8 protein-coding genes are annotated in these 13,532 nt (G+C 71.6%); 2 read left to right on the top strand and 6 right to left on the bottom strand.

Annotated features, from left to right (window positions below):
- Positions 1 to 190: 190 nt before the first annotated feature.
- Positions 191 to 2,020 (top strand): glycoside hydrolase family 3 protein, encoded by a 1,830-nt coding sequence (locus HUT18_RS22945; protein ID WP_176102448.1) that lies wholly within the window; start codon positions 191 to 193, stop codon positions 2,018 to 2,020.
- A gap of 208 nt (positions 2,021 to 2,228) precedes the next feature.
- Here the strand turns inward: HUT18_RS22945 and HUT18_RS22940 are convergent, their stop codons facing one another.
- The 5 genes from HUT18_RS22940 to speB all read right to left on the bottom strand — a co-directional run bounded on the left by HUT18_RS22940 (position 2,229) and on the right by speB (position 10,605).
- On the bottom strand, positions 2,229 to 3,644 hold the full coding sequence (locus HUT18_RS22940) for a S28 family serine protease (RefSeq protein ID WP_176102447.1): 1,416 nt from the start codon (positions 3,642 to 3,644) through the stop codon (positions 2,229 to 2,231).
- A 244-nt stretch (positions 3,645 to 3,888) separates the two neighbouring features.
- Positions 3,889 to 4,296: a hypothetical protein gene (locus tag HUT18_RS22935; protein WP_254878761.1), complete on the bottom strand. Its 408-nt coding sequence runs from the start codon at positions 4,294 to 4,296 to the stop codon at positions 3,889 to 3,891.
- Between the two features lie 126 nt (positions 4,297 to 4,422).
- Complete coding sequence (locus HUT18_RS22930; RefSeq protein ID WP_254878760.1) at positions 4,423 to 8,250, bottom strand: ABC transporter ATP-binding protein; 3,828 nt, start codon at positions 8,248 to 8,250, stop codon at positions 4,423 to 4,425.
- Positions 8,251 to 8,346: 96 nt separating this feature from the next.
- Complete coding sequence (locus HUT18_RS22925; RefSeq protein WP_176102445.1) at positions 8,347 to 9,294, bottom strand: serine hydrolase; 948 nt, start codon at positions 9,292 to 9,294, stop codon at positions 8,347 to 8,349.
- Between the two features lie 303 nt (positions 9,295 to 9,597).
- The gene (speB, locus tag HUT18_RS22920; protein ID WP_176102444.1) at positions 9,598 to 10,605 is read right to left on the bottom strand and encodes an agmatinase; all 1,008 of its coding nucleotides are present in this window, start codon (positions 10,603 to 10,605) and stop codon (positions 9,598 to 9,600) included.
- A 219-nt stretch (positions 10,606 to 10,824) separates the two neighbouring features.
- Between speB and HUT18_RS22915 the strand changes: the two genes are divergently transcribed.
- Positions 10,825 to 11,613, top strand: coding sequence for a phosphatase (locus HUT18_RS22915; protein ID WP_176102443.1), 789 nt, complete (start codon positions 10,825 to 10,827; stop codon positions 11,611 to 11,613).
- Between the two features lie 46 nt (positions 11,614 to 11,659).
- On the opposite strand, the gene HUT18_RS22910 is transcribed toward HUT18_RS22915, so the two are convergent.
- A complete protein-coding gene (locus tag HUT18_RS22910) occupies positions 11,660 to 13,264 on the bottom strand; it encodes an alpha/beta hydrolase (RefSeq protein ID WP_176102442.1) in 1,605 nt (534 codons plus the stop codon).
- Positions 13,265 to 13,532: the final 268 nt, after the last annotated feature.

Below are 13,532 nucleotides of genomic sequence, written 5' to 3'. Positions count from 1 at the left end.
CCGGCTATCCGTGCTCCACGGAAGTTTCTTTCAGTCATGGGGAAGTTCCGCTCCCCCTGAGCAGTTCCGCAGTTTCCTTCGGCAGTTCTCGTCAACCCGCAAAGGAAGCACGGACGTTGCCGCGCCCGGCGGCCGCGCCCCGCGCTTGCCCCGCCCCCGGCTCGCCGGGACTCCTCCGGAAGGAGTGCAAGTGCACGACCGAAACTCCGGTACCACCCGACGCGCCCTGCTCACCGCCACCGCCACGGGCGCCGCCGCGCTCGCGGTCGGCGGTGCCCTCTCCCCCGCCGCCGCCCAGCAGCCGAGCCGCTACGACGACGCCGCCCTGCGCAGGCTCATCTCGCGGATGAGTCTGGAACAGAAGGTCGGCCAGCTCTTCGTGATGCGGGTGTACGGGCACTCCGCGACCGCCCCGGACCAGGCCGACATCGACGCGAACCTGAAGGAGATCGGGGTCCGTACAGCGGCGGAACTGATCGCCCGTTACCACGTCGGCGGCATCATCTACTTCACCTGGGCGCACAACACCCGGGAGCCGCGGCAGATCGCCGCGCTGAGCAACGGCATCCAGAAGGCAGGACTCGCCCTGCCGAACGGTCTGCCCCTGCTCATCTCCACCGACCAGGAGCACGGCATCGTCTGCCGGGTGGGCAAGCCCGCCACCCTGCTGCCCGGGGCCATGGCCCTCGGCGCGGGCGGCTCCCGCTCCCGGGCCCGGGGCGCCGCCCGGATCGCGGGGACCGAACTGCGTGCGCTCGGCATCCGGCAGAACTACGCCCCCGTCGCGGACGTCAACGTCAACCCGGCCAACCCCGTGATCGGTGTGCGTTCGTTCGGCAGCGAACCACGGTCGGTGGCCCGGCTGGTGGCCGCGCAGGTCGAGGGGTACCAGGGCGCCTCGGTGGCCGCGACGTCCAAGCACTTCCCCGGACACGGCGACACCGAGACGGACAGCCACTACGGCTTCCCCGTCATCGAGCACAGCGTGGCCGAGTGGGAGCAATTGGACGCGCCGCCGTTCAAGGCGGCGATCGCGGCGGGCATCGACTCGGTGATGACCGCGCACATCATGGTTCCCGCCCTCGACCCCTCGGGCGATCCGGCCACCCTCTCCCGCCCCATCCTCACCGGCATCCTCCGCGAACAACTCGGCTACGACGGCGTGGTGGTCACCGACTCACTCGGCATGCAGGGGGTGCGCACCAAGTACGGCGACGACCGGGTGCCCGTACTGGCCCTCAAGGCGGGAGTGGACCAGTTGCTCAACCCGCCGGATCTGAAGGTGGCGTGGACCGCGGTGCTCGAAGCGGTGCGCGGCGGGGAGCTGACCGAGGCACGCCTGGACGAGTCGATCCTGCGCGTTCTGCGGCTGAAGGCGAAGCTGGGGCTTCTGGAGCAGCCCTATGTGGACGAGTCCCGGGTCTTCGACGTCGTGGGGACCCTCTCCCACCTCCGGGCGGCCGACTCGATCGCCGAGTCCACCACCACCCTGCTGGTCAACAAGGACCGGGTGCTGCCGCTGCGGCGCCGTACCCATCCCAACGTCCTTGTGATGGGCGCCGATCCGGCCTCGCCCTCGGGCACCACGGGGCCGCCGACCGGGGTACTCGCCCGCGAGCTCGGCGCGTTCGGGTTCCGTACCGCCTCGGTGTCCACCGGGACCGCCCCGCAGCAGGCGGACATCGACCGGGCGCTGGCCGCGGCGGAGGGGCAGGACGCGGTGGTGGTGGCCACGTACAACGTCGGTGCGGGAAGCGGGCAGCGGGCGCTGGTGGACGCGCTCGCGGCCAAGGGCCTGCCGGTCGTCGTGGTCGCCGTCCGCAACCCCTACGACGTGGCCCGCCTCCCGTCCGCGGACGCGGTCCTGGCCGCCTACTCCTGGACCGATGTCGAAGTACGGGCCGCCGCCCGGGTCATCGCGGGCGCGGCGGAACCCGAGGGCCGCCTGCCGGTCCCGGTGCAGCGGGCGGACGACCCGGCCCAGGTGCTGTATCCGGTGGGGTACGGCCTGTCGTACTGAGCCGCGGTGGGGGCCGGCGCCGCACGCCTCGGGGCGCCCGTCCCCGCCACAGCGCGGAAAGACGACTCGGAGAGACGACAAGGACCGCCGCCCGGCACCGATGTGCAGTGGTGCCGGGCTGCGGTCCCTGTTCAGCCGTCGGAGGGCGACGGTTACCGTGCCGGGTCCCGGTCCGCGACCGTTCGACGGTGCGGGGCCGGGGCGCCGGTTACGGGCGCAGGCTGTTGCGCTGGATGTCCTGGCGGTCCAGCTTGGCGTTGAACGGCGCCAGCGGCTTCGCCTTCGACGGGTCCGCCTTCACCGAGGCGGGGGCGACGCCCGCCCAGGCCTGGATCCGCGCGGTGGCCTTGGCCTTGTCCTTGTCGACCAGGCCCGCGACCTTGGCACCGTGGTTGGCACCGGGCGCGGTAAAGATGTAGGAGTCCTTGGCGCCGCTGCCGATGCGGAAGCGCTCGGAGCCCCACGGGTCGTTCTCGCCGTAGACCCACATCATCGACTTGGCGTTGTGGCGCACCCAGCTGTCGACCTTGCGCATCGCGGTCGGGTCGAACTTCATCGGGATGTCACGCGGCACGAAGTTCCGCGGCGGCTGGTAGCCGTAGCGGGTCAGGCCTTCCAGGTGCGGGAGCTTGATGTCGGGCGAACCGAGCTGCGTACCGGCCTGGTAGTAGTACGGCGTGTACCTGGCCAGGTCCTGGTCGCTGTAGGAGCTCCAGCCGCCGACCTCGTTGATGTAGTCGAACAGCGCCTGGTCGGTGGCGGTCTTCGCGTCGGGGGCCTTGTCGCAGTCGGCCTCCATGCCGTACTGCCAGAAGCCCCAGACCAGGTCGAGCACGACACCCTCGAAGGCGTGGTCGAGGTCGCCGACGGTGTTGAAGGTGTAGTTGCCCTTCTCGGCGAAGTCCGCGTACAGCTTCTCCAGCGGCTCGCGGCGCACCAGGGCCTCGCGCTGCACGGCGTTGAGACGGTCGCGGCACTCCTTGGTGCCGACGTTCTCGAAGAACTCGTCGTAGCGCGAGTCCTCGTCGTTCTTGACGTCGTTGGGCGCGACGTAGGCGACGACGCCGTTCATGTCCTTGGGGTAGAAGCGCTCGTAATAGGTGGCCGTCATGCCGCCCTTGGAGCCGCCGGTGGCGAGCCAGTTCTTGCCGTAAATGGGCTTGAGGGCCTCGTAGATACGGTGCTGGTCGCTCGCGGCCTGCCAGATGTCGAGCTTGGACCAGTCGGCGGGCTCGGGTCGCGAGGGAGTGAAGAAGCGGTACTCCATCGAGACCTGGTTGCCGTCGATGATCTGCGTCGGCTCACTGCGGCTCGGATTCGTGGAGACGTTGTAGCCGCTGGTGAAGAAGACGTTGGGGCGGTCGGTGTCCTTGTGCAGCACGGTGATGCGCTGCTTGAAGGTGCCCTTGGACGGGTTCCGGTGGTCGACCGGCTGGGTGTAGTTGAGGACGAAGTACCGGTAACCGTCGTACGGCTTCTCCTCGACCAGGCTCATGCCCTTGACGGCAAGCAGCCGGTCCTTGATGTCGGTGGACTCCGGTTCCGCGGCGGTGGCCACCGAAACCGTGCCGGCGCTGCCTATCAGCAGGCTGGTCGCAAGCATCCATCTGAGCGCCTTGCGCATGCACCCTCCTAGTTGACACAGGTGTGCCCGGAACCTAGCCGAGGTGCAGAGGTGACACCAGAGGTTGACGGGGCGTAGGGCACATCGCAGGGCAGCTGTGAGGTCGCTGTTACACAGGTGGTGGTCCACCCGGGGAAGCGGATGCGGCGTTGGGCCGAGCAGGTGGTGACGGGAGATTCCGCTTGCGGGCCGGGGAGAGCCGGAGAGGGCCGGCCGAGCCGACGGCCGGCGGGGGCGGAATGCGCTAGCAGAGGATCCAGCCGGAGCTGACCTCGCTGCGCCCTATCTCCGCGCGCACCGCGACGCAGCGGTGTCCGGCGTGCACCTTCACCGGGCCCGCGTGGAACTTGAACTCGCCCTCGTCCTGGACGGCCGCGCTGCCGCGGGCCTGCACCGAGACGGACATCTTCTGCTTGACGCCGGGCTTCTTGGCGACGGCCACGGCGCAGACGTAGCCCTTCTCGCGGTAGACGCGGACCTCGCCGGTCTTGAAGGTCAGGGTGCGGGCCTTGTGGCCGTTGCACAGCTCCGCGGCACCCGCCGAGTGCACGCCCGAGCCGATGAGCGCGACGAGGCCGCTCGCGCCGAGCACGGCGGCGACGGCCACGGGCCGCCGCATGCGCCGACGGCGATGCGTTCCTCCACTGCTCATTTCTGGCCCCTCCCGCCGCTTGCGCCACAGCGTACTGGTGTACGGACGCCGTACGGGAGGGGGCGGTTCCCTCGGCTTCCCTTGAAATTTCGGGCTCCATGTGCCGGGGAACCGCCCATTCGCAGGTCAGCCCGCGGCTCGCACCTCGGCCGGTTCACCGATGAAAGTGCGCCACAGGCGCGCGTACCGGCCATCGGCGGCGAGGAGTTGGTCGTGCGTGCCGTCCTCGGCGACGCGGCCGCCGTCCATCACCACGACCCGGTCGGCGCGGGCGGCGGTGCTCAGGCGGTGGGCCACGACGAGCGTGGTGCGCTTGCCGGTGAGACGGTCGGTGGCCTGGTTCACCTGGGCCTCGGTGGCCAGGTCGAGTGCGGCGGTCGCCTCGTCCAGCAACAGAATGTCCGGATCGACCAGTTCCGCCCTGGCGAGGGCGATGAGCTGGCGCTGTCCGGCGGAGAGGTTGCGGCCGCGTTCGGCCACCTCGTGCAGATAGCCGCCGTCGAGCCGGGCGATCATCTCGTGCGCGCCGACCGCACGGGCGGCCGCCTCCACCTCGGCGTCGCTCGCCCCGGGACGGCCGTAGGCGATGGCGTCGCGCACGGTTCCGACGAAGAGGTAGGCCTCCTGCGGGACCACGCCGAGGCGGTGCCGGTAGCCGGTGAGGTCGAGGTCACGCAGGTCCATGCCGTCGACGGTGATCCGCCCGCCGGTCGGGTCGTAGAACCGTGCCACCAGCTTGACCAGGGTGGACTTGCCCGCGCCGGTCTCGCCGACGAAGGCGACGGTCTGGCCCGCGGGTATCTGCAGACGGATGCCGGTGAGCGCCTCCTCCTCGTCGCCGTAGGCGAAGTCGACGTCCTCGAAGGCGAGTTCGCCGCGCAGCGCGCCGACGTCGAGCGGCTTGTCAGCGGTACGGGTGGAGGTCGGTTCGCGCAGGAGTTCCTGGATGCGGCCGAGCGAGACGGAGGCCTGCTGGTAGCCGTCGAAGACCTGCGAGAGCTGCTGGACGGGGGCGAAGAAGAGGTCGATGTAGAGCAGATACGCGACCAACGCGCCGGTGGACAGGCTGCGTTCGTCGATACGACCCGCGCCGACCACGATCACGGCGGCCGCCGCGGCCGAGGCAAGGAGCTGGACGAAGGGGAAGTAGACGGAGATCAGCCACTGGCCGTGCACCCGGGCCTCGCGGTAGGCGAAGCTGCGCTCGGCGAACCGCTCGCGGCCCGAGGCCTCGCGCCCGAAGACCTGGAGGATGCGCAGGCCGGACACGGATTCCTGGAGGTCGGCGTTGACCGCCGAGACCCGCTCCCGCGCGAGTTCGTAGGCCTGCACGCTCTTCTTGCGGAAGAAGTACGTGCCGACGATCAGCGGCGGCAGGGTCAGGAAGACGACGAGTGCCAGCTGGAGGTCGATGACCACGAGCACGACCATGATCCCGAAGAAGGTGACCACGGAGACGAAGGCCGTGACGAGACCGGTCTGCAGGAAGGTCGACAGGGCGTCGACGTCCGTGGTCATCCGGGTCATGATCCGCCCGGTCAGCTCGCGCTCGTAGTAGTCGAGGCCGAGCCGCTGGAGCTGCGCGAAGATCTTCAGGCGCAGCGCGTAGAGCACCCGCTCGCCGGTCCTGCCGGTCACCCGGGTCTCCCCGGTCTGGGCCACCCACTGGGCGCCGACCGCGAGCAGTGCCAGCAGGGAGGCCGTCCACACGGCGCCGAGGGCGAGCTCGTTCACGCCCTCGTCGATGCCGTGCCGGATCAGTACCGGCAACAGCAGGCCCATCCCCGCGTCCGCCGCGACCAGCGCGAGCGCGAACAGCAGCGGTCCGCCGAATCCGCGCAGCAGGCGGCGCAGTCCGTAGGAGTCCTCGGGGGTGACGGCCCGCCGTTCGTCGACGTCCGGGGTGTCGGTCGCGGGTGGCAGCCGGTCCACCTCGGCGAGCAGTTCGGGGGTGGAGGGCATGCCCTCCATGGCGGTGTCCCGGGGCTCGCGGTCCCCGCTCCACAAGGCCGGGGTGAGGCCGCGCTCCGCGTCGAACTCGGCGTCCAGTTCCTCGCGCACCGCGCGCGCCTCGGCCTCCGGGTCCGGGCCCTGAGCTGCCGCGACGTGGCCCGGCGAGGCGGCGCCCAGTTCGTCGGGGTCGGTCAGGAGCCTGCGGTACAGGGCGCTGCGCGCGGTCAGCTCGTCGTGCGTACCGATGTCGGCGAGACGTCCGCCGTCCAGGACCGCGATGCGGTCGGCGAGGTTCAGGGTGGAGCGGCGGTGGGCGATGAGCAGCGTGGTGCGTCCGGCCATCACGCTGCGCAGCGCCTCGAATATCTCGTGCTCGACGCGGGCGTCCACGGCGGAGGTGGCGTCGTCGAGGACCAGCAGACGCGGGTCGGTGAGGATGGCGCGGGCGAGCGCGACGCGCTGGCGCTGGCCGCCGGAGAGGGTCAGGCCGTGCTCGCCGACCTTGGTGTCGTAGCCCTGCGGCAGGTCGGCGATGAAACGGTCCGCCTGTGCGGCGCGGGCCGCGTTCTCCAGCTGCTCCTGGGTGGCGTCGGGGAAGCCGTACGTGATGTTGGCGCGCACCGTGTCCGAGAACAGGAAGCTGTCCTCGGGCACCAGGCCGATCGCGGCCCGCAGCGAGGACAGGGTCAGTTCGCGTACGTCGTGGCCGCCGATGAGGACGGCGCCGTGGGTGACGTCGTAGAAGCGCGGCAGCAGCAGCGAGACGGTGGACTTGCCGCTGCCGGAGGCGCCGACCACGGCCAGGGTCTCGCCGGGGCGGATCTCGAAGCTGAGCCCGTCCAGGACCGGCCGGGCGCTCTCGGCGCCGTCCCTGCCGTGGTACGAGAAGGAGACGTCGTCGAACTCGACCCCGGCCGGGGCGTCGGCGGGCAGCTCCTTGTGGCCGTCCTCGAAGCTGGGCTCGGTGTCGATCAGTTCGAGCACCCGCTCCACACCCGCGCGGGCCTGCTGTCCGACGGTGAGCACCACGGCCAGCATCCGCACCGGGCCGACGAGCTGGGCGAGGTAGGCGGAGAAGGCGACGAAGGTGCCGAGCGTGATCTGGCCGCGCACGGCCAGCCAGCCGCCGAGCGCCAGCATCGCGACCTGGCCGAGCGCGGGCACGGCCTGGAGCGCGGGGGTGTAGCGCGAGTTGAGGCGTACGGTGCGCAGCCGCCCGGCGAAGAGCTTGCGCCCGACCTCCCGCAGCTTGCCGGTCTCCTGCTCCTCCTGCCCGAAGCCCTTGACCACCCGGACCCCGGAGACGGCACCGTCGACCACACCGGCGACCGCGGCCGCCTGGGCCTGCGCGTACCAGGTCGCCGGATGCAGCTTGCTGCGGCTGCGCTTGGCGATGAACCAGACGCCGGGGGCGACCGCGAGGGCGACCAGGGTCAGCGGCAGCGAGAGCCAGGCCATGATCACGAGTGAGACCAGGAAGAGCAGGACGTTGCCGATGGTCATCGGCAACATGAAGAGCAGGCCCTGGATGAGCTGGAGGTCGCTGGTGCCCCGGCCCACGACCTGCCCGGTGGACAGCTCGTCCTGGCGGCGTCCGTCGAGCCGGGTGATCGCGTCGTACATCTCGGTGCGCAGTTCGTGCTGCACGTCGAGGGCGAGCCGGCCGCCGTAGTAGCGGCGCAGATAGGCGAGGGCGTAGACGACGACCGCGGCGGCGATAAGGACCGCGGCCCAGACGCCCATGGAGCGGCTCTTGTCGCCGATCACATCGTCGATGATCACCTTCGTGATCAGCGGCACCAGCGCCATGACGCCCATGCCGAGCAGCGAGGCACCGAGCGAGAGCACCACGTCCGCCGGGTGCCGCCAGGCATACGCGAAAAGCCGCCGGGCCCAGCCCTGGGCGGCATCACTCCGGCCCGTGCCGTCACTGTCCGTGCCGTCGCTGCTCGTGCCCTGGCCGGCTGCCCGCCGGTCCTCGTGTCGCACCTCGCGTGCCACCCGGATGCCTCCCGTCCCCGTTGTCCTGCCGCAAGGCACCAACATCCGCGAGCGGTGATTTCATCCCACTGCAACAAATCGCGTGGACCAGCGGCGTCACTGGGCCAGCAGCGCGGGCGGGCGTACGGGCTGGAGCAGCGGCAGCGCACGCGCCGGAGCGTCGGCGTTGCCGAGCTCCTTGTGCACGGCGCGTGCGACCCCCTCGATGGTGTCGACGCCGTACGCGAAGTTCTTGTTGCCCTGCGTGAGCACGGTCATCGTGTACGCGCGGCCCGCGCCCTGGAAGGCGCCGATGCTGTGCACCCGCCAGCCCTGCTTCTCGCGCTCGAGCCAGCCGTTCTTGAGGTGGGCGAGTTCGGTGGCGGGGGCTCCGGCGGGGGTGCCCCAGCGCTGGTCGGGGACGACCGCGGCCATGTCCTCCAGGAGGCGGGCGCGGGAGGCGTCGCTCAGGACCGGGTTCGCGCGGGTGATCAGGTCGAGCAGCCGCTGCTCGTCCTCGGCGGTCACCCGGGTCAGGCCCCAGAAGCGGCCGGGCCCCGGCACGGTGTCGCGCATTCCGGCGGCGTCCAGGAAGTCCTGTATCCGCTCGCGGCCGAGCTGCTTCCACAGGGCCGAGGTCGCCTTGTTGTCCGACTCGGTGATCATGGCCTCGGCGCGGTCCCGCTCCTCGGCCGTGAGCGCGCGGTGCTCCTGCTCGGCGGTGCGGAGCAGGGCGGCGAGCACGGTCACCTTGACGATGCTGGCCGAGTCGAAGGCGCTCTTGGCGTGCAGGGCGCAGGAGGTCCGCGTACCGGGGTCGTGGACCGAGACGGCCACCGTGCCCGCGCGGCCGTGCAGCGCCCGGTCGATGTCCCGCTCCAGACGCTCGGCGAGCCCGGCCTGACCCGAGGCGCAGGCCACCCGGGGGCCCTGCCGCTCGGCGCCGCCCCGTCCCTCGGTCCCCGTCGCCGCGGTCGCCGAGGCGCAGGCGGCCAGCGGCACCAGGACGGAGGCCGTGAGGGTGCCCGCGAGAATCCGGGCACGCCTAGGCGGCACATGCGACATCGGAACTCCCTTGCTCCTGAACAGGGGCGAGGGCAACGACCGGTGCGGACCGCACCGGCGCCGGGGAATTCCGGTGCCCACTCGCCGTACGAACGGCTGCCAGTGTGGGCGAACCGGGACACGTGCTGCTGTAGCGCACATCTCAGACAGTCGCGGGGCGCCGCCCCGGCCCTTTGCTTGAGCCTCGGGCGGCGCCCCGGTGTGAGCGGTCTCTCCCGTCGCGGGCGGGTCGCACCCCGCGCACGACGTTGATCGACTTGCGCCGGGCGTGCGGACCGGCGCGGGCGTCCGGAAGGCGCCCCGTCAGGCGCCCGCGCGCTCCGCCGCGATCTGCCGCGCCATGATCGTGGTCAGCTCGTACGCGGTGTGCGAGGCGGCGACCGAGGTGATCTCGGCGTGGTCGTACGCGGGCGCCACCTCGACCACGTCCGCCGAGACCAGGTGGCAGGAGGCCAGGCCGCGCAGGATCTCCAGGAGTTCGCGGGAGGTCAGGCCGCCCGCCTCGGGGGTGCCGGTGCCGGGCGCGTGCGCCGGGTCGAGCACGTCGATGTCGATCGAGATGTACAGCGGCCGGTCGCCGATGCGCTGGCGGAGCTGGTCGGTGATCTCGTCCACGCCGCGCCGCATCACATCGGCCGAGGTCACGATGCCGAAGCCCATCTTGGCGTCGTCGTCCAGGTCCTTCTTGCCGTACAGCGGGCCGCGCGTGCCGACGTGGGACAGCGCCTCGGTGTCGAGGATGCCCTCCTCGACCGCGCGCCGGAACGGGGTGCCGTGCGTGTACTCGGCGCCGAAATACGTGTCCCACGTGTCCAGATGCGCGTCGAAGTGGAGCAGCGCGACCGGGCCGTGCTTCTTCGCCACCGAGCGCAGCAGCGGCAGCGCGATGGTGTGGTCGCCGCCGAGCGTCATCAGCCGGGCGCCGGTGCCGAGCAGTTCGTCGGCGGCGCCCTCGACGGTCTCGACGGCCTCGTTGATGTTGAACGGGTTCGCGGCGATGTCGCCCGCGTCCGCGACCTGGGCCAGCGCGAACGGCGAGGCGTCCTGGGCCGGGTTGTACGGGCGCAGCAGGCGCGAGGCCTCCCGGATCGCGTTGCCGCCGAACCGGGCGCCGGGCCGGTAGGAGACGCCGGAGTCGAAGGGCACACCCACCACGGCGACCCCGGCCCGCCCGACCTCGTCCAGGCGCGGCAGCCGCGCGAAGGTCGCCGGTCCCGCGTAGCGCGGGATACGGGAGGAATCAACGGGGCCCACGGGCTCCGCGGGACCGGCCGGGGCCCCGGTGTGCCGGGAGGTCGCGTCGCTGCTCATCGATAAGGCCTTTCCTACGCTTTGTGGCGCTTGCACGGTACCGGGCCCGCCGGTGGGCGGACGCGGCGCTGAAGTGTACGTTTCCGGGTCAATGCGGCGCCCGGCGCACTGTCTCACAAGGCCTTGGCCGCCGATGTTCCCGGGCGATCGCGGGTGACCCGCGTCCCAGCGGGGCGGAGGAGGGGCGTCCGCGGAGCCGTCGACGGCACAATGGTGGGCATGCCAATACCCGGGATCCCCAGCCGCGCCGATCTGGTCGCCCATCTCGTTCGTACGCGTATCGCCGGCGACGTCGCCACGCCGCGGGAGAACAACCTCTCCCACTACCGCAAGCTCGCGAACGGCGACCGGCACTACTGGCTGGGCCTCGAACTCGGCGACCGCTGGGGCGACGAGCAGGACGTCCTGGCCGTGATGGCCGAGCGCTGCGGTGTGAACGACGACCCCGAGCACCGGCAGGGCCAGGACACCATCGACCCGGAGCTGACCGTGGACGCCCTCGACCGGCTCGCGGGCCGCCTGCGCAAGGCGGCCGCCGACCGGCAGCGGGTGCTGTTCGCGACCGGCCACCCCGGCGGGCTGCTCGACGTGCACCGCGCCACCGCCGAGGCGCTGCGCGCGGCGGGCTGCGACATCGTGGTCATCCCGGACGGTCTGATGGCCGACGAGGGCATGGTCTTCCAGTTCGCGGACGTCGCCGTCCTGGAACGCGGCGCCACCCTCTGGCACACCCACTCCCCCGCGCCGATGGCCGCGATCCTCGACTCTCTGGCCGCCGAGGGCCTGGCCCTGCCCGACCTCGTGGTCGCCGACCACGGCTGGGCGGGCTGCGCCGGTCAGCGCGGCATCGACGCGGTCGGCTACGCGGACAGCAACGACCCCGCCCTCTTCCTCGGCGAGGCCGAGGGCACCCTCCAGGTCGTGGTCCCGCTGGACGACCACGTCCGCAGCCCGCGCTACTACGACCCGCTGACGGCGTATCTGCTGGGCACGGCCGGACTGCTCTGACCCACCACCGCGTACGGCGCCCGCGCGGTGGCGCCGCGGGCGAACCTCAGGCGGTGCACGTGGTGTTCGGCGCCGGAACCTTGCCGTTCAGCAAGTAGCCGTCCACGACCTTCTGCAGGCACGGGTTGCCGGTGTTGTAGCCGCCGTGACCCTCGCCCTTCAGCGTCACGTTGACGCCCACGCCCTTGCCGAGCGCCTCGGCCATCTTCCGGGCGCCCGCGTACGGGGTGGCCGGGTCACCGGTGTTGCCGATCACCACGATCGGCGCCGCACCCTTCGCGGAGACCTCGGGACCGTTCGTCTCACCCTTCACCGGCCAGCCGGTGCAGCCGTACATGCCCCAGGCAAGCGAGTCGCCGAACACCGGGGACGCCTCGCGGAACGCGGGCAGGCTCTGCTCGACGTCCTCGACCGAGTAGCGCTCCTTGTCGTCCACGCAGTTGACGGCACGGTTGGACGGGCCCTGGGTGCTGTAACGGCCTTTCCGGTCACGGCCGTTGTAGGAGTCGGCGAGGAGCAGCAGCAGATCTCCGGTGCCCTTGTTCATGGCCTCGTTGAGTCCGGCGGCGAGGTAGGGCCACTGTTCCTGGCTGTAGAGCGCGGAGATGATGCCGGTCTGCGCGAGGGTCTCGGTGAGCTCGCGGTCGTCCGACGTGGGCAGCGGTTTCTCGTCGAGTTTCTTCAGCAGGTCCGCGACCTTCTTACTGCCCGCGGCGCCGCCCTTGCCGGTCGGGCAGCCGTCCTGCTTCGCGCACGCCTTCATGAAGTTGTCGAGGGCCAGCTGAAAGCCCTTCGCCTGGCCGAGGGAGCCCTCCTTCACGTCCTCCGTGGGGTCGACCACCGCGTCGAGCACCATCCGCCCCACGTTCTCGGGGTACTCGTGCGCGTAGACACCGCCTAGCTCCGTGCCGTACGAGATGCCGAAGTAGTACAGCTTCTTGTCGCCGAGGACCTCGCGCATCAGGTCCATGTCGCGGGCCGCGCTGACCGTGTCCACGTGCGGGAGGATCGGGCCGGAGCGGCGTTCGCAGGCGGCGAGGGCCTTCTTGTCCTCGGCGACGTAGCGCTTGCGCTCGGCGGCATCGTCCGGGGTGGACTCGGCGGCGAGGGCTGCGTCGGTCTGCTTGTCGGAGAGGCACTTCACGCCCTCGCTCTCGCCGATGCCGCGCGGGTCGAAACTCACCAGGTCGTAGCGCTTGTTGAGGGTCTTGTAGCTGGGGCCGAGGCTGGGCAGCGTGGCCACGCCGGAGGCGCCGGGGCCGCCGAAGTTGTAGAGCAGCGAACCGATGCGCTCGGACTCGTCGGTGGCCCTGGACCGGATCAGTGCCAGGTCGACGGTCGCGCCGTCCGGCTTCGCGTAGTCGCGCGGCGCCTTCATCGTCGCGCACTGCCAGCGCGCGCCGGGCGGCGGGCCGCTGCCCTGCGCCGGGGTGGACGCCTCGCAGGTCTGCCAGTCGAGCTTCTGCCCGGTCAGCGAGCCGGGCAGATCACCGGAGCCCGCCGGGGAGGACGAGGAGTCGTCGGCCGCGGCCCTGGTTCCGTCGCCGCCTCCCCCGTCACTGCCGCCGTCGTCGTCACCGCAAGCGGCGGCCCCGGTGACGATCAGCGCGGCGGCGAGGGTGAGTGCGCCCACTCGTACGGCTCTGGACATGGGGCTCCGATCTCCGGCGTTCGGCCACCGCGCGGGCATGACGCGGCCGGCACTCGGCAACGGCTCGTACGACAGCACCCGCGGGCCGGTGGCCGGGCGGGGCCGATGCCCCCACCCTCGCAGCGGGCGCGCGGACCGGCCCGCCCGGAGCGGCCCCCGCTGGTCTGTACGGAGTAGGCGCCCCGCGCACGGCACGAGCCCCGCGCCCCCGGACACCACCGAGCCCCCGCACCCGGACGAGGAGGGGGTCCGGATGCGGGGGCCGCGG

The sequence above is a fragment of the Streptomyces sp. NA04227 genome (assembly GCF_013364195.1).
Lineage (GTDB): Bacteria > Actinomycetota > Actinomycetes > Streptomycetales > Streptomycetaceae > Streptomyces.
Note: the sequence above shows the minus strand (reverse complement) of the source record. Positions and strands in the feature narration are given on the sequence as shown.

Coding starts and splice junctions, on each gene's coding strand:
- HUT18_RS22925 (WP_176102445.1), bottom strand. CDS start 9,294: ATGTCGCATGTGCCGCCTAGGCGTGCCCGGATTCTCGCGGGCACCCTC.
- HUT18_RS22940 (WP_176102447.1), bottom strand. CDS start 3,644: ATGCGCAAGGCGCTCAGATGGATGCTTGCGACCAGCCTGCTGATAGGC.
- speB (WP_176102444.1), bottom strand. CDS start 10,605: ATGAGCAGCGACGCGACCTCCCGGCACACCGGGGCCCCGGCCGGTCCC.
- HUT18_RS22935 (WP_254878761.1), bottom strand. CDS start 4,296: ATGAGCAGTGGAGGAACGCATCGCCGTCGGCGCATGCGGCGGCCCGTG.
- HUT18_RS22915 (WP_176102443.1), top strand. CDS start 10,825: ATGCCAATACCCGGGATCCCCAGCCGCGCCGATCTGGTCGCCCATCTC.
- HUT18_RS22910 (WP_176102442.1), bottom strand. CDS start 13,264: ATGTCCAGAGCCGTACGAGTGGGCGCACTCACCCTCGCCGCCGCGCTG.